This window comes from Novosphingobium ovatum, assembly GCF_009909235.1.
Taxonomy (GTDB): domain Bacteria; phylum Pseudomonadota; class Alphaproteobacteria; order Sphingomonadales; family Sphingomonadaceae; genus Novosphingobium; species Novosphingobium ovatum.
This window is the reverse complement of the sequence record NZ_JAAAPO010000001.1, coordinates 188,364-208,921: the sequence shown is the minus strand read 5'-3', so window position 1 is coordinate 208,921 and position 20,558 is coordinate 188,364. Positions and strand designations below refer to the sequence as shown.

The 20,558-nt window shown below is 62.5% G+C and carries 18 protein-coding genes; 10 read left to right on the top strand and 8 right to left on the bottom strand.

What is annotated here, in order from left to right; all coding sequences use genetic code 11:
- Window positions 1-230 precede the first annotated feature (230 nt).
- The 6 genes from GTZ99_RS00880 to GTZ99_RS00855 form a co-directional block, all read right to left on the bottom strand.
- Window positions 231-443, bottom strand: coding sequence for a ketopantoate reductase C-terminal domain-containing protein (locus tag GTZ99_RS00880; RefSeq protein WP_227711061.1), 213 nt, complete (start codon window positions 441-443; stop codon window positions 231-233).
- Window positions 444-462: 19 nt separating this feature from the next.
- Window positions 463-747, bottom strand: a complete 285-nt coding sequence (locus GTZ99_RS00875) for a ketopantoate reductase family protein (protein WP_161716399.1) — start codon at window positions 745-747, stop codon at window positions 463-465.
- Between the two features lie 99 nt (window positions 748-846).
- Entirely contained in the window at window positions 847-1,866 is a 1,020-nt protein-coding gene (locus GTZ99_RS00870) for a cyclase family protein (RefSeq protein ID WP_161716398.1), read from the bottom strand.
- A gap of 3 nt (window positions 1,867-1,869) precedes the next feature.
- Window positions 1,870-4,548 carry a TonB-dependent receptor domain-containing protein gene (locus tag GTZ99_RS00865; protein ID WP_320076607.1) on the bottom strand — a complete coding sequence of 893 codons (2,679 nt, stop codon included), beginning with the start codon at window positions 4,546-4,548 and terminating at the stop codon, window positions 1,870-1,872.
- Window positions 4,549-4,826: 278 nt separating this feature from the next.
- Window positions 4,827-5,843 carry an MBL fold metallo-hydrolase gene (locus GTZ99_RS00860; RefSeq protein ID WP_161716396.1) on the bottom strand — a complete coding sequence of 339 codons (1,017 nt, stop codon included), beginning with the start codon at window positions 5,841-5,843 and terminating at the stop codon, window positions 4,827-4,829.
- A gap of 17 nt (window positions 5,844-5,860) precedes the next feature.
- Complete coding sequence (locus GTZ99_RS00855; RefSeq protein WP_201742328.1) at window positions 5,861-6,955, bottom strand: MBL fold metallo-hydrolase; 1,095 nt, start codon at window positions 6,953-6,955, stop codon at window positions 5,861-5,863.
- Window positions 6,956-7,125: 170 nt separating this feature from the next.
- On the opposite strand from GTZ99_RS00855, the gene GTZ99_RS00850 reads away from it, so the two are divergent.
- From GTZ99_RS00850 to GTZ99_RS00835, 4 genes are read left to right on the top strand one after another with little or no spacing between them, the layout of a single operon-like run.
- Window positions 7,126-8,424 carry an MFS transporter gene (locus tag GTZ99_RS00850; protein ID WP_227711012.1) on the top strand — a complete coding sequence of 433 codons (1,299 nt, stop codon included), beginning with the start codon at window positions 7,126-7,128 and terminating at the stop codon, window positions 8,422-8,424.
- A 42-nt stretch (window positions 8,425-8,466) separates the two neighbouring features.
- On the top strand, window positions 8,467-11,277 hold the full coding sequence (locus GTZ99_RS00845) for a TonB-dependent receptor plug domain-containing protein (RefSeq protein ID WP_161716395.1): 2,811 nt from the start codon (window positions 8,467-8,469) through the stop codon (window positions 11,275-11,277).
- A gap of 34 nt (window positions 11,278-11,311) precedes the next feature.
- On the top strand, window positions 11,312-11,992 hold the full coding sequence (locus GTZ99_RS00840) for an RraA family protein (protein WP_264960534.1): 681 nt from the start codon (window positions 11,312-11,314) through the stop codon (window positions 11,990-11,992).
- Window positions 11,989-12,963, top strand: coding sequence for a hydroxyacid dehydrogenase (locus tag GTZ99_RS00835; RefSeq protein WP_201742327.1), 975 nt, complete (start codon window positions 11,989-11,991; stop codon window positions 12,961-12,963). The genes GTZ99_RS00840 and GTZ99_RS00835 overlap by 4 nt, the downstream gene beginning before the upstream one ends.
- Window positions 12,964-12,979: 16 nt before the next feature.
- Here GTZ99_RS00835 and GTZ99_RS00830 read toward each other — a convergent pair whose 3' ends face one another.
- Window positions 12,980-13,705, bottom strand: a complete 726-nt coding sequence (locus GTZ99_RS00830) for an IclR family transcriptional regulator (protein ID WP_161716393.1) — start codon at window positions 13,703-13,705, stop codon at window positions 12,980-12,982.
- Window positions 13,706-13,885: 180 nt separating this feature from the next.
- Here GTZ99_RS00830 and GTZ99_RS00825 point away from each other — a divergent pair, with 180 nt between their 5' ends.
- From GTZ99_RS00825 to GTZ99_RS00800, 6 genes are all read left to right on the top strand, one after another.
- Entirely contained in the window at window positions 13,886-14,662 is a 777-nt protein-coding gene (locus GTZ99_RS00825) for a helix-turn-helix transcriptional regulator (RefSeq protein WP_161716392.1), read from the top strand.
- A gap of 139 nt (window positions 14,663-14,801) precedes the next feature.
- A complete protein-coding gene (locus GTZ99_RS00820) occupies window positions 14,802-14,990 on the top strand; it encodes a hypothetical protein (protein ID WP_161716391.1) in 189 nt (62 codons plus the stop codon).
- Between the two features lie 189 nt (window positions 14,991-15,179).
- Complete coding sequence (locus GTZ99_RS00815) at window positions 15,180-15,953, top strand: TIM barrel protein (RefSeq protein ID WP_161716390.1); 774 nt, start codon at window positions 15,180-15,182, stop codon at window positions 15,951-15,953.
- Window positions 15,954-15,990: 37 nt separating this feature from the next.
- Window positions 15,991-17,295: an MFS transporter gene (locus GTZ99_RS00810; RefSeq protein WP_161716389.1), complete on the top strand. Its 1,305-nt coding sequence runs from the start codon at window positions 15,991-15,993 to the stop codon at window positions 17,293-17,295.
- Window positions 17,296-17,348: 53 nt separating this feature from the next.
- On the top strand, window positions 17,349-18,305 hold the full coding sequence (locus GTZ99_RS00805; RefSeq protein WP_161716388.1) for a sugar phosphate isomerase/epimerase family protein: 957 nt from the start codon (window positions 17,349-17,351) through the stop codon (window positions 18,303-18,305).
- A gap of 20 nt (window positions 18,306-18,325) precedes the next feature.
- On the top strand, window positions 18,326-19,249 hold the full coding sequence (locus tag GTZ99_RS00800; RefSeq protein WP_161716387.1) for a sugar phosphate isomerase/epimerase family protein: 924 nt from the start codon (window positions 18,326-18,328) through the stop codon (window positions 19,247-19,249).
- Window positions 19,250-19,313: 64 nt separating this feature from the next.
- Here GTZ99_RS00800 and GTZ99_RS00795 read toward each other — a convergent pair whose 3' ends face one another.
- Window positions 19,314-20,552 (bottom strand): MFS transporter, encoded by a 1,239-nt coding sequence (locus tag GTZ99_RS00795; protein ID WP_320076606.1) that lies wholly within the window; start codon window positions 20,550-20,552, stop codon window positions 19,314-19,316.
- Window positions 20,553-20,558 lie beyond the last annotated feature (6 nt).

Sequence of the window (20,558 nt, the reverse complement as noted above, 5' to 3'; positions counted from 1 at the left end):
GTCGTAATGCGCGAACACCCCCCTTTTACCCCCGCCATGACGAGGCGACATCACATGTATTTTTCACACATGCGTCCATGAATTGTTCATAGTAACGCTGCCATAATGGGACAAGTCAGCCCACCGCCCTCTGCGCCATCATGGCCTGAGCGCAGAGCGCGACGAACGATACCGGGCTATATGGTCAATGCTGCGCAGCAATGCGGCGCAATGGGCCAATGCGGGCGCGGTCACGCCATGGCGCTGCGCGCGTCTAGCAAACCACCCTGAATGGCATCTACTTCGGTGAGCAGCCCCACCTCGACATCCTGCAGCATCGAAGGCTTGTGCGCGCGATGGTGGGCCATGACAAAGGTCACACTCTGCCGCACACGTTCAGGATCAACTGCCACGCCCGCGGCAAAAGCGATGGCAATGGCCTCGTCCACCGCCTGCCACGCCATATCACGGGCCGGGGCAAAATCACCCACCCCACCCCACCGTCATCCGGGTCAACGCCCAAATGTCGTTAAGCGCCGCATTGACGATCACTTTTGCCCAGATCGCAATCGTCACCAATGGGGCCGCGCTGCCCCCCAGCCCGGCGTTGGCCAAAGCGGTCGCGACCCTGTACGCCATGGCCGTTTTCGCGCTGGTCAGGGTCCAGAGCTTGATCTCGCCGTCGCCCGTGACATGGATATGCCTATGCTCCACAAGATACGCCGGCCAGTTGGTGATGCCCGCCAAAACGCGCCCGGCGCCGATCACCCCGACAAGGAGCGACAAGCCGCGTAAACGTGTTTCAAGTGGAACGCCGTCAAAAAAGCCCGGGAGGCCGTGCGGCTTCCCGGGCAGGGTGGAGGCGGTTTAGAAGGTTGCGATTGGATTGACCGGCACACCGGTGCCCGTCGTCACACGAATAGGTGAAACCGTCAGCAGAAACGTCCAGCGCTTCAGCTTTTGTGCGGTCTTGGCGACCAGCCCCAAATCGGTATTGTCAATCAATGGCATACCAAACGCTACCAGTGCGAAATTATGCACCGGCAGGTAGTCATCGGGGTTGGTGATGGTGGTCGATGCGGGGAAAGGCAGCACGCTCAACGCGGATTCGCTGCCCAACAGCGCAATGTTGCGACGGCGCAACCAAGGGATGGTTGACGCATCAAGCCCGGCAGCCAATTTGCCGATTTCCCATTCGCCCTTGGCAGCCTCGCGCTCCCAGCGGCCAGTGCGGATGAACACCGCATCCCCGGCGCCAATCTTGACGCCGGAAAAGTGCTCCCACGCCTCCAGATCCTCGACATAGATCGGGGTGCCCGGCTCCAGATAAGGAACCCCCTTGAGCAGTGGCAGGTCAACCAGCACCCCGCGCGTGAACACGCCCTCGGCATAGGCGGCAATGCTGCCCCGCGTCAGGCCGTTGTCCATCGAGAGGTGTTCACTGGCCGCATAGCCATTGTACATCTTGCCATCGAACAGATGGTGGCCCAGCGCGTCGAAATGCGTGATCGTATAGCCATGCGCGGCAATCGTCAGGCTGTCGGTCGAGCCTGTGGGACGCTTGGGCGGGCCAGACAACATGCGCTGCTGAACGGGCGACGGGGTGGCCGGGGCGGTGGCGCCGACGTGCTGAGGCACGATCTCACGCGACATGGAAACCGCCGTGCCGCTCCGAACCAAGGCCGCCGCGCGCTTGCGCACCGCCGGCGTAATCAGGTTCAGCGTGCCTTTCTGATCGTCTTTGCCCCACCGTCCCCAATTGCTTTGGGTCTTTTTCCAGTTGTCCATGGTTTGCTGGGTCACCGTATGGTCGGTCTTGGCGCTGGCGCCGGCAGGAGCCAGCGCCAGCATCGCGCAAACCAGCGCAAGCCTTGCATTGTCAGTCATGGCTTAGAACCCCGCCTTGATGCCGATCCGGAACATGCGGCCGACCGTGTCATACAGGAATGGATTGGTGTCGATCGCCAGATTGCCCGCCAGCGGCGCAATGCGCGGCGTGCGGTCAAACAGGTTGCGCACGTTCAGATAGATCTGCCCATCCTTGCCCAGCGCGGGCAGCGTAAAACTGACCTGACCGTCGAACACGGCATAGTCCGCCACTTTTTGATACCCCAGTTGGGCGGCAGAGCGAGAAACGTCATAGGTCCCGCCGCTGACATATCGGCCGATCAGCGTCGCGTTGAATGGCCCGTTGGCATAATCGATCATCGCCTGACCGCGCCATTTGGGCTGGCTGTCGACGATGGAACCGGCCACATCGCGCGTCACCAGACCCGGGGCCGAAGTGACATAGTGGTTCACCCGATTGGCCACGGCGCGCAGCGTCAAACGGCCCTTCCAACTGGCAAACAATGCCTCCATCGGCACGCGATACGAGGCCTCGATGTCGATGCCACTAGTCCGCAGCCGCGAATAGTTGATCGGGGCCGAACGGAACGAGGTCAGATTGCCCGCCGTATCGCGGCTACTCAGTGTGCACAGGCTGGCAACGCCTGCAAAACATTGATCAAGCGCGACCTGATCGGTGACGGTGGCGATCGCGCCGTCGATGGTAATGTCGTAATAATCGACCGACAGCTGGAAACCAGGCGCGAAACGCGGACTGAAGACCGCGCCATAGGTCAGCGTGTTGGCGATTTCGGGAGTCAGCGCGGGGTTACCCGTCGTCAGGCTGGAGACATTCGACACGGTCGCGTTGCCCTTGAACGGATCGCGCACCGTCGAGACGCCCTGACGGCCACGCGAATACAACTCGTTCAGGTTGGGCGCGCGAATGTCACGCGAACGGGTCAGGCGAAAACGGATCCCGTCAAGCGGCGTGTAGTTGACGCCCGCCTTCCACGTCGTGACCGTGCCGCTGGTGCTGTAATCGGTCAGGCGCACGGCCGCGTTCAGATCCAGCTTGCGCAACAGCGTCAGGTCATGCGCCAAAGGTACAACCGTCTCAAAATACCCCTCACGAATCGTATAGGCGCCCGACCACGGCTGCTGATTGCCGATCTTGTAACCGTTGGCCACCGACAGGGCATCGGAGGTCACATCCGCCGTCTCGCGCCGATATTCGCCGCCCAACGCCACCGACACCGGCCCCGCCCATGTCGAGAACGGTTCACCAGACAGGTTCAGCGCCGCCACCTGTTGGCTGGTGCGGATATAGGCTGGGCTATCCCCGTTGACATAGGCCAGCGCCGCGGCCGAAGGGCTGCCCACGCCGAAGGGATTGAACGGCACACAGCCATTGGACGGATTGGCCAACGTCGATCGGCAGACGATCTTGCCGTCGGCCGGGTTGACCACAGCATCGACGGCCAGCGCGAAATTGCCGATCTTGTTGGTGTTCTTGACGATATTGGTGTTCCGGTTCTCGCCCCACTGGAAATAGCCGTCCAGCTTCCACGATCCTCCCAAGCGCCCCGAAAATCCGCCCACCAGACGCAGGGTCTTGTTCAGGTTGTCGGTATGGGTCAGCCCATCCTCCAGATCCCAACGGGTCATCGTCAGGCTGGTGACACCGGCAGATGTCATCTGGTTGCGCACGCTGACAGGCAGATAGGCATTGTCGCGTTGAATGGTGATATAGGCGGTTTGCGCGGCGGTGCTGTTGTGGACGTTGGGCCCGTTGATATAGTCGGAATGCACCTCGGAATAGCTACCCTCGGCAAAGACCTGCCACTGTGGGGTCACATCAAACAGGGCATGAGCAAAGATCGACTTGCGCTCGAGCGGGCGGTTGATCTGCTGAATGATGCCGTTGTCCACACCATCACCGCCCACCTGTGTGCCGCTGGACGTCAACGAGCCAAAGTTGAACGCGCCGACAGTGCCGCCGGGACCAAAGGTAATGCCGCGAAAGCTGGCATTGGCGGTTGCGGTGCCGCCATTGCCATTCAGGATCAGGCCGCCATAGCTGGTGACAAGCCGCACATTGGGAGCCAGAATCTGCGAGGGATTGTCGGGCGTGCCCGTGCCGGTCGGGTTGGTGATGATCTGATAGCCGGCTCTGGCCCAATCGCGGGCATCGCCCGGCACGCCACCATTCTTGAAATATTCACCGCTGACCACGATGTGCCCGCGCCCGCCGGCAAACCGTGAACCGGCCGTCATTGTGGCCAGAAATTCGTGGTTGTCGTCATGCGAGGACAGGCCATATTGCACCTGTCCCTTGACCCCCGAATAGCGGGTGTTGAGCACGAAATTGACCACGCCCGCGATCGCGTCCGAACCATAGGCCGCCGACGCGCCGCCCGTCACCAGATCGACACGTTCAACCAGCGCCCCCGGGACCAGATTGGCATCAACGCTGCCGGTGATGTTGGTGGAGACAAAACGGTGGCCATTGATCAGCGTCAGCGTGCGACTGGCGCCCAGCCCGCGCAGATTGAGAAAGCTTTGCCCGCCGCCGGTGCTGCCCGAATTGCGCTGGGTGCCCGACGTGTTGGTCAGCGCGGGCAGCGTGCGCAGCGCCTCGGAAATGGTCGAGGGAGAAGCCTTGGCCAGATCCACGTTCGACAACATGGTCACGGGCGTGGGCGTGGTAAAGCCCGAGCGCGCGATGCGCGAACCGGTCACGACAATCTCTTGTGCAGACGGGGTTTTGTCGCTGGCCGCGGCGTCTTGCGCCTGGGCCGCTCCCGCCGTCGCCAGCCCGATAACTGCAAGGGCAGAGGACGTAGCTAAGCGGGTCTTCGAATACAATGTCATCAGGCATGCCTCCCTAGGCAGGGTCGTCACCTTTACCGGCGATGATCACCTCTTTGGCCTGCATAACGCCGATTCCATTAAAACGCAATGTCGTTGCATAAATGAGGGCAGAGGGGGACTTCCCCCCCTCTGCCCAATACGCTGTTTTAAAAGTCGCCCCGGTCCGCCATGCGGGCACGGCTGCAAAGCCGGTAGACCTCCTCGAACCGCAAATAGCGCTCACGGCCGGCCACGAAACTATTGCCCTTGCCGGCGCGCAAACGCTCCAGCCGCCCGATCAGATCATCGTTGTCGCCATGAATCGACAGTTCCACATCAACACCGGCCTTTGCCGTGTAACCGGCAAAATGTTCGATCGATTCCAGAAAGGTAAAGCGATCCTTGATCGCCGAGGGAAAGCCGTTACCGCCCCATGTCGCCGCCATATGCTCCACACCATTCAAGCGGGCGGGATAGATGAAGGACATCGTGCCCGGCGTATGCCCCGGCGTCAGCACAGCGGTCACACTGGTATCGCCCAGCATGATTTTCGCCCCATCCTCCAGCACCAGATCACGCTCGGGGATCGGCGAACCCTCCTTGGCCTTCTGACGGGCAAGCCCCTGCCACGCGACCTCGCTCATACCAATCTTGGCGCCTGACAGACGCTTGAGCAGGCTGGCGCCGCCGAAATGGTCGAAATGTTCGTGGGTGACGAGAATATACCGAATGTCACGCGCATCCAGACCGACCGAGCGCAGCCCGTCCACCACCAACCGCTGCGCGTCCGCCTCGGTCGTCAACGCGTCGATCAGGATGATGCCTTGGCTTGTCTTGATTGCCCATGACGACACATCAGCATCGCCGAGATAATAGACATTGTCGAACACCTTGGTCGCCGGTGGCGCTTTCAGGCCGGATTCCACATGGCCACCATTGGAATAGCAGCGAAAGGACACCGTATCAGGCCAGTCCTTTCCAGCCACATCCACCGCCATACGCCCAAAGGCCAGTCCGGCTGGGGTCTTGAGGCCGGTTTCGCGCTCAAGGTCTTGATAGGTGCGCACCGGCTTGGGCGTGGTGCGGGCATGAGGCGCCTGTGCCACCGCGCCACCGCCCACCGCCAAAGCGGTCAGAGCCACAACCGAGGTCGCGATCAGACCTGCGTGTTTACGGATTGCCATTGTCTAGCTCCCTTCCCTCACTTGACCGCATCGGGTCTGGCGGCCGCATTCCATGCGATCTGGTCGATGTCGGCGCTCAGACAGGCCTGCCACAGCGCGCTATAGCGGATCACGCCCTCGCGCCCCGCCACATAGGGATTGGGCTGCCCCGGCTTGCGCTTGGCCAACAGGGCAACCTTGGTCAGGCCGTCATCGCCCACGGTGTGATTGGACAGGACCACATCGGCCTGCATCGCATCGGTCACATCGGCAAAATGGTCGAGCGATTTACGGAACTGTTGCAATGCGGCCAGATTCTTAGGCGATCCCTGACCACCAAACAGCGATGCGACATGAGGCTGACCCTTGTCCGTCACCGGGAAAACCAAGGACACCGTGCCCGGCGTATGCCCCGGCGTCAGCACAACCGAGATCGTGCGCCCGCCCAGCGTAATCTTTTGCCCATCGGTCAAATAGAAGTCATCGGCGGCCTTGACCGGCATCGGCGCGCCCAACGCCTTACCCTCCCAATCCTCGCGGCTCATGGCCAGATGCGCGCCCGACAGCGACTTGAGATAGGCCGCGCCACCATAGTGGTCGCCGTGGTTGTGGGTAATCAAAATGTAGCGAATCCGAGCGGGGTCAAGCTTCAGCTTGCGCATGTTCTCGACGATGACCCTCTTGGCATCTTCCTCGTTCGACAAAGCGTCGATCAGAATGATGCCCTCGGCGGTGTCGATCGCCCAGACATTGTTGGCGTCATCGCCGATGGAATACACGCCGTCGAACACCTCGATTGGTTGAGGCATCGGCGCGTGAATGGCGCTGCCGCCCGGCACATTGCGGCAACGGTAAAACAGCGTAACTGGCCACTGTCCGGCGCTGGCGTCAGCGGCCATCGCGGCATAGGCCTTGGCCCCCGGCGCGGTATAGCCACTCAGGCGCTCCATGTCCTGACGGTTGCGAATCTCCTGACGGCCACCATTGGGGGTGTTGATCCGCGCGGCATCCGCCCGGCCCTGACGCGCCGGCGGGATGTCACCCGACGCCAGAACCGGCCCTGCCAGCCCGGCACAAGCCAGACCCAATCCCAGCAGCCATTTGCCACGTATGGCTCGCAATTCCCTATGCATGTCCCCAACCTTCCTGACGGCGCGTGATCGGCGCATTCTCTCCATGCCGGTGTTGCCCGGCCTTGGGTGGTTTACCGCTGAATTTTCTATATTGCAACGCCATTGCAAAATAGGCTATCGCTTGCAGCAGTCAGAACAATGCCGCCACATGTGGCGATGGGAGAGATGCCTTGTCCGATTACGCCATGGAACGAGCGGTGATGAAGAAGGTGCGCTGGCGCCTTTTGCCGTTCCTTGTCGCCTGCTATTTGCTGGCCCTGATCGATCGCACCAATGTCGGCATGGCCTCGCTACAGATGAGCGCGGACATCGGCCTGACCAAGGTCCAGTTCGGCTTTGGCGCCAGCCTGTTCTTTGTTTCCTATTTCGCGCTGGAAGTGCCCAGCAATCTGGCGCTGGAACGTTTTGGCGCGCGGCGCTGGATCGCGCGCATCATGATCACATGGGGGCTTGTCTCGGCGGCGACCGCACTGGTGACAGGGCCAACCTCCTTTTATGCGCTGCGCCTGATCCTTGGCGCTGCAGAGGCGGGCTTTTTCCCCGGCATCGTGCTGTATCTGACCTATTGGATGCCGTCGGCCTATCGCGGGCGGGTGCTGGCGATGTTTGCCGTGGGCATTCCGGTGGCCAGCTTCATCTCGTCGCCCCTGTCCGGCGCGCTCTTGTCGCTCGATGGCGCGCTGGGGCTGCAAGGTTGGCAGTGGCTGTTCATCGTAGAGGGCCTGCCAGCAACCGTGCTGGGGGTTGCGTGCCTGTTCTGGCTGTCAGATCGCCCGGATCAGGCCCGTTGGCTGACCGATGACGAGCGCGCGTGGCTGCGCCAAGCGCTCACGCCCGCCAACGCTCCGGTCGCCGGACCCACGGTGTCCAAATGGGCGCTGTTGAAAAGGCCTCAGTTCTGGGCGCTGGTGCTGGCCTGTTGCGGCGCCTCGGCGTCGGGTTCGGTGCTGGGGGTGTGGCAGCCCCAATTCCTCAAATCCTTTGGCCTTACGGATTTTGCCACGGGTCTGGTCAATTCCATTCCCTATGGCGTGGCAACGATCGCGATGGTCCTGTGGGGCTACAGCTCTGACCGCCAGAACGAGCGGGGCTGGCACACCGCCATTCCCCTGCTGCTGATCGCGCTGAGCGCGCTGCTCATCTCGCTGTCGAGCGGTCTGGTGATGGTGGTGGTGTTGCTGACCGGCGCTTTGGCGGGGGCCTATTGCTTCAAGGGCCCGTTCTGGAGCCTGGCCTCGGGCTGGCTGAAACCGTCAGAGGCGGCTGTGGGCATCGCGGCGATCAATGCAACGTCAAATCTGATCGGCGGAGCGATCATGGTGAACCTGTATGGCTGGGTTTACGATGCGACGCACAGCTATGCGCTGGCGCTTGCGCCGCTGGCGGCATTGGCGGTGGCCAGCGCGCTCTCGATCCTGGCCGTGGCGCGTTCAGCCCAGACGGCGGCATTAGCGCCAGCCAAAATCTAAACAAATTTTCAAACACGTAGATTGAGAAATCAGGAGAGGACGATGTTTTCCATTCGTAACCGGCTGACCGCCGTTCCCTGCGCGTCGCTGATCGCATTGGCCGCCAGCCTGAGCGGCACCTCGCTCGCCCATGCCGCCGAACAGGACAGTGCCGCACCTGCCGCCGCGCCGACCCGCCCGGCCGAGCCGACGGCACCCGACATCGTTGTGACGGGGTCGCGCATCGCGCGTGCCGGCTTTACCGCCCCTACCCCCGTAACGGTCATGGGTGCCGAGCAATTGACCAAAGCCGCCCCCTCGACGCTGGCGGAATCGCTGCGCCAATTGCCGTCCCTGACCAATACTTCGGGGCCACAGCGCAATTCCGGCTCATCCCGTGTCGGGCAAAGCTTCCTGAATCTGCGCTCACTGGGGCCCACCCGTACGCTGACGCTGTTTGACGGACGCCGCATGGTGTCCTCCAGCCTGACAGGCAGTGTCGACGCGAACATCCTGCCCTCGGCCGTGGTTCAGCGAGTCGAGGTTGTCACCGGTGGCGCATCGGCCGCCTATGGGTCTGACGCGGTGGCGGGCGTCGTCAACTTCATTCTGGACAAAAAGTTCACCGGCCTGAAGGGCGAGATCAATTACGGGCTGGCACAGGAAGGCGACAACCGCGAGATCCGCGCCACCTTGTCCGCCGGCCTGAAATTTGCCGAAGGGCGCGGCCATATTCTGGTCAGCGGCGAATATTTCCGAAATGATGGCGTTGCCCCGAGCGCGCGCCCATGGGCCAGCCAGGGGTGGGGCTTGATCAACAACCCCAGCGGCACGCCCACGCTTGTGCTCAAGCCGAATGTGTTGACCGTGGGCACGTATGGCGGCCTGATTATCGGGGGCAATGGCGGCACCGCCGCAAACAACGCCCTGTTCAAGGGTATCCAGTTCATGCCTGGCGGCGTGGCGGCGGCCTATAATTACGGCACCTATACCACCAGCACGCAGCAGGTGGGAGGCGATGGCGTTCCGACCGAAAACATTCAGGAAATCAACCGTCCGCTGGAGCGCGGCAGCGGTTATGTCCATGTCGGCTTCGATGTCTCGGACGCGCTGAGCCTGTATGCCGATGCGATGTATGGTCGCTCCTCATCGACCGTGAACAACACCTATAACCGCCGCCAAACCGCCAACCCCTTCACGATCCAGCGCGACAACGCCTTCCTGCCAGATGCCATCCGCAATCAAATGCAAGCGGTGGGTGTCACCTCGCTCACCATGCTCCGTTTTTCGCGTGAGCGCGGCTTTATCGTCACGCGCGGCGACAGCGACACGATGCAGGGCACCATCGGCGCCAAGGGCACCATCGCGGGTCTGTCGTGGAACGCCTATTACCTGCGCGGGCGAACCTATCAAACCAATGCGACGATGAATGACGAAATCACCGCTCGCTTCAACTCTGCCATCGATGCCGTGGTCAGCCCGAGCACCGGTCAGATCGTCTGCCGCTCCAGCCTGACCAACCCCACCAATGGCTGCGTCCCGTTCAACGTCTTTGGCGAAGGCTCGCCGTCCAACGCGGCGCTCGATTACACGCGCGGGGTCAGCTGGTCGCACGCCACGATTGACGCCGATGTCGGCTCGTTTGCGGTGTCGGGGCCTTTGGCCAACGGCTGGGCCGGGCCGATCCGCTTTGCCATTGGCGGCGAATACCGTTCAGAAAAGGTCAATGTGACCACCGACGCCCTGTCGCCCACCGGGGCCTTCCTGCTGGGCAATCCCAACCCGTGGAGCGGCCGGTACAACGTCAAGGAGGGCTTTGTCGAAATCATTGCCCCGCTGGCCAAGGATCTACCCCTGATCCGCGAACTGGAATTGAACGCAGCCGGGCGTGTGACCGATTACAGCACCAGCGGCACCGTCAAGACCTGGAAGCTGGGCCTCTCGTACAAGCCGTTCGATGATCTGCGCCTGCGCGGCACCCGCTCGCGTGACATTCGCGCGCCCAACCTGTCCGAACTGTATCAAGCCGGTCGCCAGAGCATTGCCTCGGTCAACGATCCGTTCAAGAGCAATGTCCGCGTCACCGGCATCCTGCAAAACAATTCGGGCAATGCCGGGTTGAAGCCGGAAATCGCCGACACGCTGACCTTTGGCGCGGTCTATAGCCCGTCATGGGTGCCGCATCTGAACCTGTCGGTCGATTTTTACGACATCAGCATTGCCTCGGCCATTGACAACATCGCGGCGCAAACGGCGGTGGATCAATGCTATGTCGGCACGGCGGCGGCCTGCGCCCTGTTCACGCGCGACACAGCGGGCAACATCACCAGCTTCTCGGCGTTGCCCATCAATCTGGCATCGGCCAAAACGCGCGGTATCGATTTCGAAGTGGGCTATAGCGCCCCCAATGGCCTGTTGGGGCTAAAGGGCAATGTCACGCTGCGCGCCGTGGCCACCTATCTGGCAAAACAAGAGACCACCACGCCGGGCGGTGCGCCGATTGACCGCGCGGGCGAGGCTGGCGTCAACCCCTATCCGCGTTGGCGCGGGGTAGCCCAGTTCAACTATCAGGGCGAAACGGTCGGCGGCTTCCTGCAGGCCCGCTATGTTGGTGGCGGCGCGTATGACGTGACGCGCGGCCCGGCGGTCGTCGATCTCCAGAATGTTTCCGCACAGGTCTATTTCGACGGCCAGATCAGCTTCAAGCCGAAGATGAGCGGGTCGGAAATCGAGTTGTTCCTGAACGTGCGCAACATTTTGGACAATGCGCCGCCCATCGCCCCCGAAAATGCCAACGTGCCGGTCGCGTTCAATGCGTTCCTGCATGACGTGATCGGTCGCACGTTCCGCGTCGGCGCGCGTTTCAAATACTGACCTTACCTGCCCCCTGTAGAAGTGGAATGAAATGATGACTGGATTGTGCGTAAAGCAGCGCGAATCTGCCGTCAGCCTTGCCGACGTCGAGCGGTTTCGCACGCTGCCGGTCGCCAACATCAGCGATGTGATGAGCCGCATGTCGGCAGGGGGGGCGCGTCTGCGCCCCCTGCACCGCGAAGGCGTGCTGATCGGTCCGGCGCTGACCGTGCGGACCCGACCGGGTGACAACCTGATGGTGCACAAGGCGCTGGACATGGCCGTGCCGGGCGATGTCATCGTGGTGGATGCGGGCGGTGACCTGACCAATGCGCTAATCGGTGAATTGATGATTGCCTATGCCCGGTACAAGGGGGTGGCGGGCATCGTCATCAATGGCGCGGTGCGTGACTATGCGGCGATCTCTGAGGGCAATTTTCCGATCTTTGCCGCCGGTGTCACCCATCGCGGGCCGTACAAGGACGGGCCGGGCGAGGTGAATGTGCCGATCTCGCTGGATGGCATGGTGATCCACCCTGGCGATCTGATGGTGGGTGATCTGGATGGGCTGGTCGCCGTGCCGCAGGACGAGGTCGATGCGATCTATCGCGCCGCATCGGCCAAGCATCAGGCCGAGGAAGCGCAACTGGCCGCCATTGCGCGCGGCGAAAACCAGCGGGCATGGGTGGACAAGGCCTTGCGCGCGATCAACTGCCCCGGCGTCGAAGGCGCATGATGGCGGCCCCACATATCGCGATCTTTGGCCGCGCCCTCGCCCCTCAGGCGATGGCGTTGGCCCAAGAGGCAGGCGCGCGTGTCACCACCACCGACACCTATTTGCGTGGGCCCGATCTGGAACGCTTCATGCAGGAGAACAACCCCGACGCGATCATCCTGCGTCTGGGTGAAGTGACCGAAGCGGCCATGGCCAACGCGCCCAATCTGCGCATTATCGCCAAGCACGGCGTAGGCTATGACACGATTGATGTGGCCGCCGCCACACGGCGCAACATTCTGGTGACGATTGCGCGCGGGGCCAATGCGATCTCGGTGGCGGAACATGCGCTGGCCCTGATTTTGGGGGTGGCGCGGGGCATCGCCTATCAGGACGCGCGCATCCGTTCCGGCCATTGGGACAAAGCCTTTTTCATGGGCAGCGAACTGAACGGCAAGGTGTTGGGCGTTGTGGGGCTAGGCGCGATTGGCCATGCGCTGGCGCGGATCTGCGCGGCGCTGGATATGGCTGTGCAGGTGTTTGATCCGGCCCTGCCGCAGGATGCGCCACTGGACTACCGGCGGGTGGACTCGCTGGATCAGTTGTTGGCCACCAGCGATGTGGTCAGCCTGCATTGTCCATTGACGCCCGCCACGCGCAACATGATCAGCGCGGACAAGCTGGCGTTGATGAAGCCGGGGGCCATTCTGGTGAACACCGCGCGCGGCGGGCTGATTGATCTGGAAGCGCTGGCGGACGCATTGGAAGGCAAGCAGATCGGCGGCGCGGGGCTGGACACGTTCCCGGTCGAACCGCCCGAACTTTCCGAACGGGTCCGCGGCTTATCCAATCTGGTAATCAGCCCGCATATCGGTGCCAGCACCATCGAGGCCGGGCAGCGGGTGGGCACGATGGTGATGCAGCAGGTGCTGGACCATCTGGCCGGACGCGACATTGAACGCGCGGTGGCGGTCAACGCGATCGCGGGCTAAAACGCATGGCGGGGGATCAGGCGGGCGCCTGCAAGGCGCGCAGGAATGCCGCCTCCCCGCCTAATTGCCGGCTGAGCGACAGCGCGGACGAGAGCATCAGATCACTGTATTGTTCGGCGCGCTCCGCATTCAGGCGATTGCACGGGCCTGCCAACACCAGCGCGCCCAGCATCGCCCCGCCGCCCTGAAACACCGGGATCGACATCGACGCGGCATAGGGATCGGACGCCCCTTCGGTAAACAAGGGCAGCTTGATTGCCACCTTGTGCTCACCATTGTCGCCAAAATTGCGCAGGATAATCGCCGAGGAGGCTTCATCCATCGGGCGCACGTCACCCGGCTGCTTGTGCACGCCCAGTTGATGCGGTGAGTTCACCCTGTATTGGCACAGTCGATAGCTGCCGTGGCGTATATAGATCGACGCGGTCTCGCCGGTATGCTCCACCAACGATTGCAGCACCGGAATGATATAGTGCTCCATCCGCATCGCTTCGGTGTAGATCAGATTGAGCCGCGCGATTTCGGGCCCCAGACGATAGTCGCCATGAATGTCGCGCACCAAAAATCCGCTATCCAAAAGCGCGACTGACAGGCGCAGGACCGTGCTTTTCACCAATTCGGTGCGGCGCGTGATTTCGGCCAGACTGAGCGCCTCATCGCCACGCTCAAAACAAGACAGGATCGTCAGAATGCGCTCCGCACTGGCGCGGCCAGGGGGCAGGGTTTCCGGTCCAGAATTCATGCCTGTCCGCTAGGCCATATTGGCAATCTTGTACAGGTCGGGAATCAGCGCCAGCCGATCACGGGCCGTCAATCGCCACCCCCACCCGAAAATCCCTCTTCCCGCACCGGCGGCAAGGACGTACGTGATAACGCTTATCAAGGCGGATATTGCCCCCAATATGTCGACAAGGTCTGGTGCATGAATATTGGCGAACACGACCTGAGCACGATCGTCCACAGCTTTGCCAAGGCCGCGCTGGACCCGGCCCAATGGATGCCGGCGATGACGTCGTTAAGCGAGGCCATGGGCGCGGTGGGATGCGCGCTGGAACTGACCGACCTGAACACGGGCGCGGCCTATGTGGCCAATTCGGCCGCGCTGGACGGGGCGGTGCGGCGCGATTACGAAGAGCGCATCTTTCACATCAATCCGCGCATCAACCGGGCGTTGTCGATGCCGCTGGGACAAGTGGCCGACGACAGCGTGCTGATGGCCGGGGACGCCCCCCACAAGGGCGAATTCCTCGATTGGCTGGAGCGCGCGCCCTATCACTACATCATCGGCGGCAAGATACTGAACGCTGGCGGTCATGTCGGCTTTCTGACCGCCAATTACGCCAAAAGCCATGGCATGGTCACACAGACCCACCACGATGTGTTTGCGATCCTGACGCCCCAGTTGATCAATATCGTCGAGGTTGGGCGGGCCCTGTCGGCCAATCGCCTGCGCCATGACCTGACCGATCTGGACGCGCCATTGCGGGTCCGGCGTCAGGAACTGGCCAGCCTGTTCGGCCTAACCGAGCGCGAGGCCGATGTCGCCGCGCTGATCAGCGAGGGATGCAACATCGAGCAAACCGGCGAGCAACTGGCCATCAGCGCCTATACCGTGCGCCAGCATCTCAAGGCGGTGTTCGGCAAGGTGGGCGTGTCGCGTCAGGCCGAACTGGTGGCGCTGGTCTCACGGCTGGGTTGATCGGCGCGAATAGTGCTCCTTGGCCACAATGATTTTGCGCACCCAGCCACGCCGCGTCAGCCTCCGTACCAACCGCGCCACGCCTTCTGTTTCTTGGGGCGTAAAACCCTGAAAGGCTGATCGTGGAGCGTGGTGATGATTGTTGTACCACCCGTCGCCCAGCGTGACCCACGCCAGCACGCGGTTGTTCCGACTGTGGCCGGCCCTGACAAAGAGCGCGGGAGGCGGCGGACTGTTGTTCGACGCGCTGGGGTTTGGCGCGGCCTTGCTGCTGGACGCGCTGCTGCTGGCGGGGGCGGCGCGGGCGACGTCTGCCACGGCCGCATAAAGTGGAATGAGGCTCGGCCCGAGCAAGAACGCGCTGCGAGTGGAATTGCCGGTGCCATGGCTTTGCATCAAAGCATATTGACCTGCGCCGCAAATGGGGCGAAGAGAGCGCTAACAAAATAGCGGGAATGATCCTGCCAGGCAAACGCGCGCCATGCGCAGCGGGGCCGTAGAATGGGAAAAGGATCCTATGTCTGCGCGCTACGCACTTTCTTCCTGCATTGAATGGCAATTTACCGACGCGGGCGATCTGGACGCGCGCCTGCGTGCCGCCAAGGCCGCCGGTTTTGCACTGGCCGAATTCCACCTGTGGCGCGACAAGCCGGTTGCGGCGATCGCGCAGGCCCTGAACGATACGGGCATGCGCCTGACGGGGTTGTGCGTTGATCCGCGCCGCTCGATCGTCGACCCGGCCGAGCGTGAGGCGATGGTCACCGCCGTGCGCGAAACGATCGCAGCCACCGCCTGTCTGGGCAAGCCTGACCTGATCGTCGCCTCGGGCTTTCGCGTTGAGGGGTTGAGCGAGGAAGAGCATTTCACCAATGCCGTCACCGCCCTGCGCGCCGCCGCCGACGCGGCCGAGGAAGCGGGCGTCACTTTGTTGCTGGAACCGCTGAACACGCGCCTGTTTTCGGCGATGTATCTGGTCAGCACCACGCTGGGCCTTGATCTGGTCGAGGCGGTGAACAGCCCCAACCTGCGCCTGCTGTACGACGTGTGGCACAGCGCCTGTATGGGCGAGGACATGGCGCAGGTACTGGCCGGCCGCATTCATCTGGTTGCGCATGTGCAAGTGGCCGACATGGATGCCCGCAACGAGCCGGGCACCGGCAGCCTTGATTGGGGCCAGATCATGCAGACGCTGTCGGACCTTGGCTATGCCGGGGCGATCGGGCTGGAATATTTCCCCACCCTGCCGATGGACCAATCCCTTGCGCTGACCCAACAAAAGCTGGGCTGCTAAGAACAGATAACCGCCGCCACTCGGGAGAGATGTGGGCATGCGACACGCAAAATTGAGCCTTTCCGAAAGGCTGAGCTATGGCTTTGGCGACATGGGAACCAGTCTGGCCTATAATATGGCCAGTGGTTTCCTGTTGTTTTATTACACCAATGTGGTGGGCTTGCCCGCGGCATCGGTCGGCACGGTGTTTCTGGTTGCGCGGCTGCTGGATGCGGTGATCGACGTGATGGTCGGCATCTCGGTGGACAAGACGCGCAGCCGCTGGGGCCGCACCCGCGTCTATTTCCTGTTCACCGCGCTGCCTTATGCGCTGATGTCTGTGGCGGTGTTCCATGTGCCGGCATGGGGTCAGGGGGCGCAGTTGGTCTATGCCTTCCTGACGTTCAAGGCGCTGGGCATCCTGATGTCGCTACAGGCCATCCCCTATACCGCGCTGATGCCGATGATGACGCAGGATGGTGGCGAGCGCCTGAAACTGTCGGGGATGCGCTCGGTTGGCACGTCGGTGGGTGTGGTGCTGGGCACGGCAACCGTCATGCCGCTGGTTCAGGCCTTTGGCGCGGGCGATCAGCAGCGTGGGTTTGGACTGACCGCAATGCTGTTCGCAGGCGTTGGCTTTGCCTGTACCGTGGCGCTGTTCCGCAATTGCCGCGAGCGCCACGAGGACGACGCCAGCCCGCGCTTTGCCATCTGGCCCGCGGTGCAAGAGATGCTGCGCAACCGGGCGTGGCTGGTCGTGTTTGGCGCCTGCCTGCTGTATTTTGCGCGCTTTGGCATGATGATGGCCGCCACCGCCTATTTTGCCATCGACGTGCTGGGGCGGCCGTGGATGATCTCGGTGATGCTGCCGGCAGTGGCGGGGATGCTGCTGCTTTCGGCCTTTGTCGCGCCCGCGATTCTGGCCCGCGCCGGTATCCGCAATGGCACGGTGGGCGCGCTGACCATCGGCGCGGTGCTGTTTGCCGCCCTGCCCTTTGTGCAGGACCATGTGGGCCTGTTCCTTGGCCTGTATATCGGCGGCTGTCTGGCCACATCGATCACCACCACGGCGGCCTTTGCCATGGTTGCCGAAACGGTGGATTACCACGAAGCCAAATTCGGCGTGCGGCGCGAGGGCCTGCTTTCTGCCGGGATCAGCCTGGCGACCAAGCTGGGCATGGCGCTGGGCACGGCCGGCTTTGCCTATGTGCTGGGGGCGTCAGGCTATGTCCCCGGCCACGTCACTGACACCGCGCGCGAAGCCATCCGCTGGACCTATAGTGGCGGGGCGGTGGTGCTGCTGATCGCGCAAACGCTGGTGATGTTGCTGTGGCCGATTGGCGCGCGCGGCACATCCGCCTGACTCTCACTTCTCCCGAAACACACCCCGGTCTCCCGAGGAAACGGAACACAGACATGCATACGGACTCGATCTCGATAAGCCTCGATCTGATCAATCGCCACCATCAGGAACCCAACCGCAACCGCTATGAAAGCCGGTATTTCTGGGAGGAACTCTATACGCTGATTGCCACCGCTGGCTTTACGGGGATCGAAATCCCCTATGAGCCGGTGTGGCAGTTTGGCGGGCGCAGCGGCGTGCCGATGAACCGCTATTGCGTGAACACCAAATATGGCGACGCGGCCGGTTACCGCGCGCTGTTGCAGACGCGCGGCATCGCCCGCGTCACGGGCATCACATTTGATCCCAACCTGTTCATGCGCAATGACAATCTGGGCTTCTTCTTTGGCGCGACCGGCCATTTCGCGGGCGAAGCGCTGGCCCATGCCGCCGATCTGGGCGCGGACTATTTCGCCATCAGCCCCTCGGCCTATTATGGCCGCATCGCGCAATACCACCCCGATCTCGACAGCCAGATCGAGATGTTCACCCAGCGCACGCTGGACCTGCTGGGCAATCTGGCAAGCAAGGCGGCGGAACTGGGCGTCACGCTGGTCCTGCGCAACGATTATTGGGGCCTGTTTGGTGGCGAGAAGATCCTGCCCCTGCTGGACGCCCTGCCCGACACGGTAAAGCTGGATCTGGACACGGCCCATCTGCATGTCGCGGGCATTGACGCGGCCGGCTTTGCACGCGCGCATATCGGCCGGATCGGCTGTGTGCACCTGACCGACACCGACTTTGTCGATACTGCGCAGATCTGGAAAACACCCAACCCCGAATTCCCCGCCAACCGTGCAACGCAAGTGTTCCGCGATCCGGGCACGGGGTCGGTCGATCTGACGGGCATCGCCGCCTTGCTCGATCAGCTCAACTATCACGGGCCGGTCACCTGTAGCGCCCGCCAGACGCGCGACCCGTTCCGCGCCCTGCTGCGCAGCCGCGCCCTGCTCAACCAGTTCCAGAAATAAGCCGGACGGAGACTTCCGCGATGCCCAACATCCGCTATGCCAACATGAGCCACTGGAAATCGATTCCGTACAAGCAGATCGAGAATTTCCGGGATTTCTATTACGAAGACAAAACCAACGGGGCCTATTATTCCGATTGGGACAACATCCTGAAATATCAGTCCGCTTTGGGCTTTGACGGGATCGAGATCGCGCCATGGGACATGGCCGACATCCTGCCCCTGTTCGGCTCGCCCGAGGCGTTCACCGAATTTGCCAAGGCGCGCGGCGTCGAGGTGATCGGCATGTTCCACGGCGCCCATGCCTCGCATGCCGCGGACCATTATGACGAAGCCGTCCGTTCAGGCCGCGAGGCGGTGGACACCATCGTGCGCTTTGGCGGCAGCTATATGAACACCTGCCCGACGCAGAACTATTTCGGCACCGGCCCGCTGTCCCGCGAAGAGGTGCAGCAATGCGCCAAGGTGATGAACGAGATCGGCGCCTATGCCACCGATCACGGCGTCAAGATCGGCCTGCACAACGAGTTTTTCTGTGCGATCAACCTGCCCAACCACCGCGAACTGATCGAAATCACCGACCCGCGCTACGTGCATTATTGCATCGACACCGCCCAGATCTCGATCATGGGTGAGGATCTGCTGACCTTCTATGATGACTATCACGACCGAATCAGCACCTTCCACCTGAAGGACACCGCATCGTCCAACCAGCCCGACAGCGTGCGTTACGCGCAGGACCCCGAAATCACCGATGACGGGACGCGCTGGTTCTGGGAACCGGGCAAGGGCGAACTGGACCTACAGGGCCTGTACCACCTGCTGAAAAAGCATGCGTTCAAGGGCTGGATGTCGATCGAATATGACGGCTCGCCCGACCTGCTCGCGTCAATGGCGATGACCCGCTATTACCTCGATAACACTCTGCGCCCGATCTACGACTAAGCGCCAAATCCGTGCCTGCACCGGCCCCACAACGGGGCACGGGTGCAGGCACCATCGCGGCCATTCACCCGCGCAGCATCTTCCACAAGACGACGCAGCCCAACAGATCCAGCACGCCAAAGGCGGCGAACAAGGGGCCATAGCCAAAGCTGTCCGCGCTTTGCCCGATGATAAAGGTGAACAGGATGCCGCCGATCCAGCCTGCCGAACCGATCATGCCCGTGGCGGTGCCCACCGTCTGACGCGGGAACACGTCCGAACACAGTGTGATCAGCGCCCCGCTTAACATCTGATGCGCAAAACCGCCGACGCAGAACAGCGCGATCGCCATCTGGGCGCTGTGCGCCAGCCCCATGCAGGCCGGGCCCGCCATCAACAGCGCGCCCACCGCCATCGTCACCTTGCGCGACGGCACCAGCCCCACCCCGCGCCGCATCAGCGCGTTGGGCAACATGCCCGCCGCCAGCGATCCCAGATCCGCCGCCAGAAACGGCAGCCACGCCCAGATCGCCACCGTCTTGAGGTCCAGTTTCCAGACCGTCACCAGATACAGCGGGATAAAGAAATTGAACGTCTGCCACGCCGGTTCCGCCAGAAAGCGCGGCACGGCAATCGCCCAGAACGCGCGTTCACGCAGCAGTGCCATGCGCGATGGCGCGGGCTGAGTGGCATCCACCAACGGCTCGTCCTGCGCGATCAGGTCGCGCTCTTGCGGGCTGAGCGCAGGGTGGTCCTGCGGCCGGCGATAGGCCACCCACCACAGCATCGCCCACAACAGGCTGATCGCCCCCGTCACCACAAAGGCCGAGCGCCACCCCCACAACAGGATGCAAAACGTCACCAGCGGCGGCGCGATCATGTTGCCGATGCTGGTGCCCATCTGAAACCCGCTGGTCGCCAGCGAGCGCTCCTTGGCCGGGAACCATTCGGCCACCACCTTGGCCCCGGCGGGGATTGCCGCGGCCTCGCTGGCGCCCAGCAGCCCGCGAAAGAACGCCAGCCCCGCCCAGCCCCCGGCAAAGGCGTGCAGCGCATTGGCCAGCGCCCAGCCCACCGCAAAGATCATGAACCCGACCCGCGTCCCCAGCGCATCCAGCACCGCGCCAGACACGCTTTGCATCACGGTATAGCTGGCCTGAAACGCCATCACGACCCAGCTGTATTGCTGTGTGGTGATGTGCAATTCGGCCTTGAGCGTGGGGGCCGCCACCGACAGGGTGGAGCGCGCCAGATAGTTCAGGATCGTCCCCAGCGTGACCAATCCGATCATCCACCAGCGCAGCGACGTGATCATGCGGGCCATGGCGCA

What these genes read in the sequence shown, in the direction of transcription:
- GTZ99_RS00880 (WP_227711061.1), bottom strand. Translation starts at nt 443, where the DNA reads ATGGCGTGGCAGGCGGTGGACGAGGCCATTGCCATCGCTTTTGCCGCG.
- GTZ99_RS00870 (WP_161716398.1), bottom strand. Translation starts at nt 1,866, where the DNA reads ATGACTGACAATGCAAGGCTTGCGCTGGTTTGCGCGATGCTGGCGCTG.
- GTZ99_RS00860 (WP_161716396.1), bottom strand. Translation starts at nt 5,843, where the DNA reads ATGGCAATCCGTAAACACGCAGGTCTGATCGCGACCTCGGTTGTGGCT.
- GTZ99_RS00855 (WP_201742328.1), bottom strand. Translation starts at nt 6,955, where the DNA reads ATGCATAGGGAATTGCGAGCCATACGTGGCAAATGGCTGCTGGGATTG.
- GTZ99_RS00845 (WP_161716395.1), top strand. Translation starts at nt 8,467, where the DNA reads ATGTTTTCCATTCGTAACCGGCTGACCGCCGTTCCCTGCGCGTCGCTG.
- GTZ99_RS00840 (WP_264960534.1), top strand. Translation starts at nt 11,312, where the DNA reads ATGACTGGATTGTGCGTAAAGCAGCGCGAATCTGCCGTCAGCCTTGCC.
- GTZ99_RS00835 (WP_201742327.1), top strand. Translation starts at nt 11,989, where the DNA reads ATGATGGCGGCCCCACATATCGCGATCTTTGGCCGCGCCCTCGCCCCT.
- GTZ99_RS00830 (WP_161716393.1), bottom strand. Translation starts at nt 13,705, where the DNA reads ATGAATTCTGGACCGGAAACCCTGCCCCCTGGCCGCGCCAGTGCGGAG.
- GTZ99_RS00825 (WP_161716392.1), top strand. Translation starts at nt 13,886, where the DNA reads ATGAATATTGGCGAACACGACCTGAGCACGATCGTCCACAGCTTTGCC.
- GTZ99_RS00815 (WP_161716390.1), top strand. Translation starts at nt 15,180, where the DNA reads ATGTCTGCGCGCTACGCACTTTCTTCCTGCATTGAATGGCAATTTACC.
- GTZ99_RS00810 (WP_161716389.1), top strand. Translation starts at nt 15,991, where the DNA reads ATGCGACACGCAAAATTGAGCCTTTCCGAAAGGCTGAGCTATGGCTTT.
- GTZ99_RS00805 (WP_161716388.1), top strand. Translation starts at nt 17,349, where the DNA reads ATGCATACGGACTCGATCTCGATAAGCCTCGATCTGATCAATCGCCAC.
- GTZ99_RS00800 (WP_161716387.1), top strand. Translation starts at nt 18,326, where the DNA reads ATGCCCAACATCCGCTATGCCAACATGAGCCACTGGAAATCGATTCCG.
- GTZ99_RS00795 (WP_320076606.1), bottom strand. Translation starts at nt 20,552, where the DNA reads ATGGCCCGCATGATCACGTCGCTGCGCTGGTGGATGATCGGATTGGTC.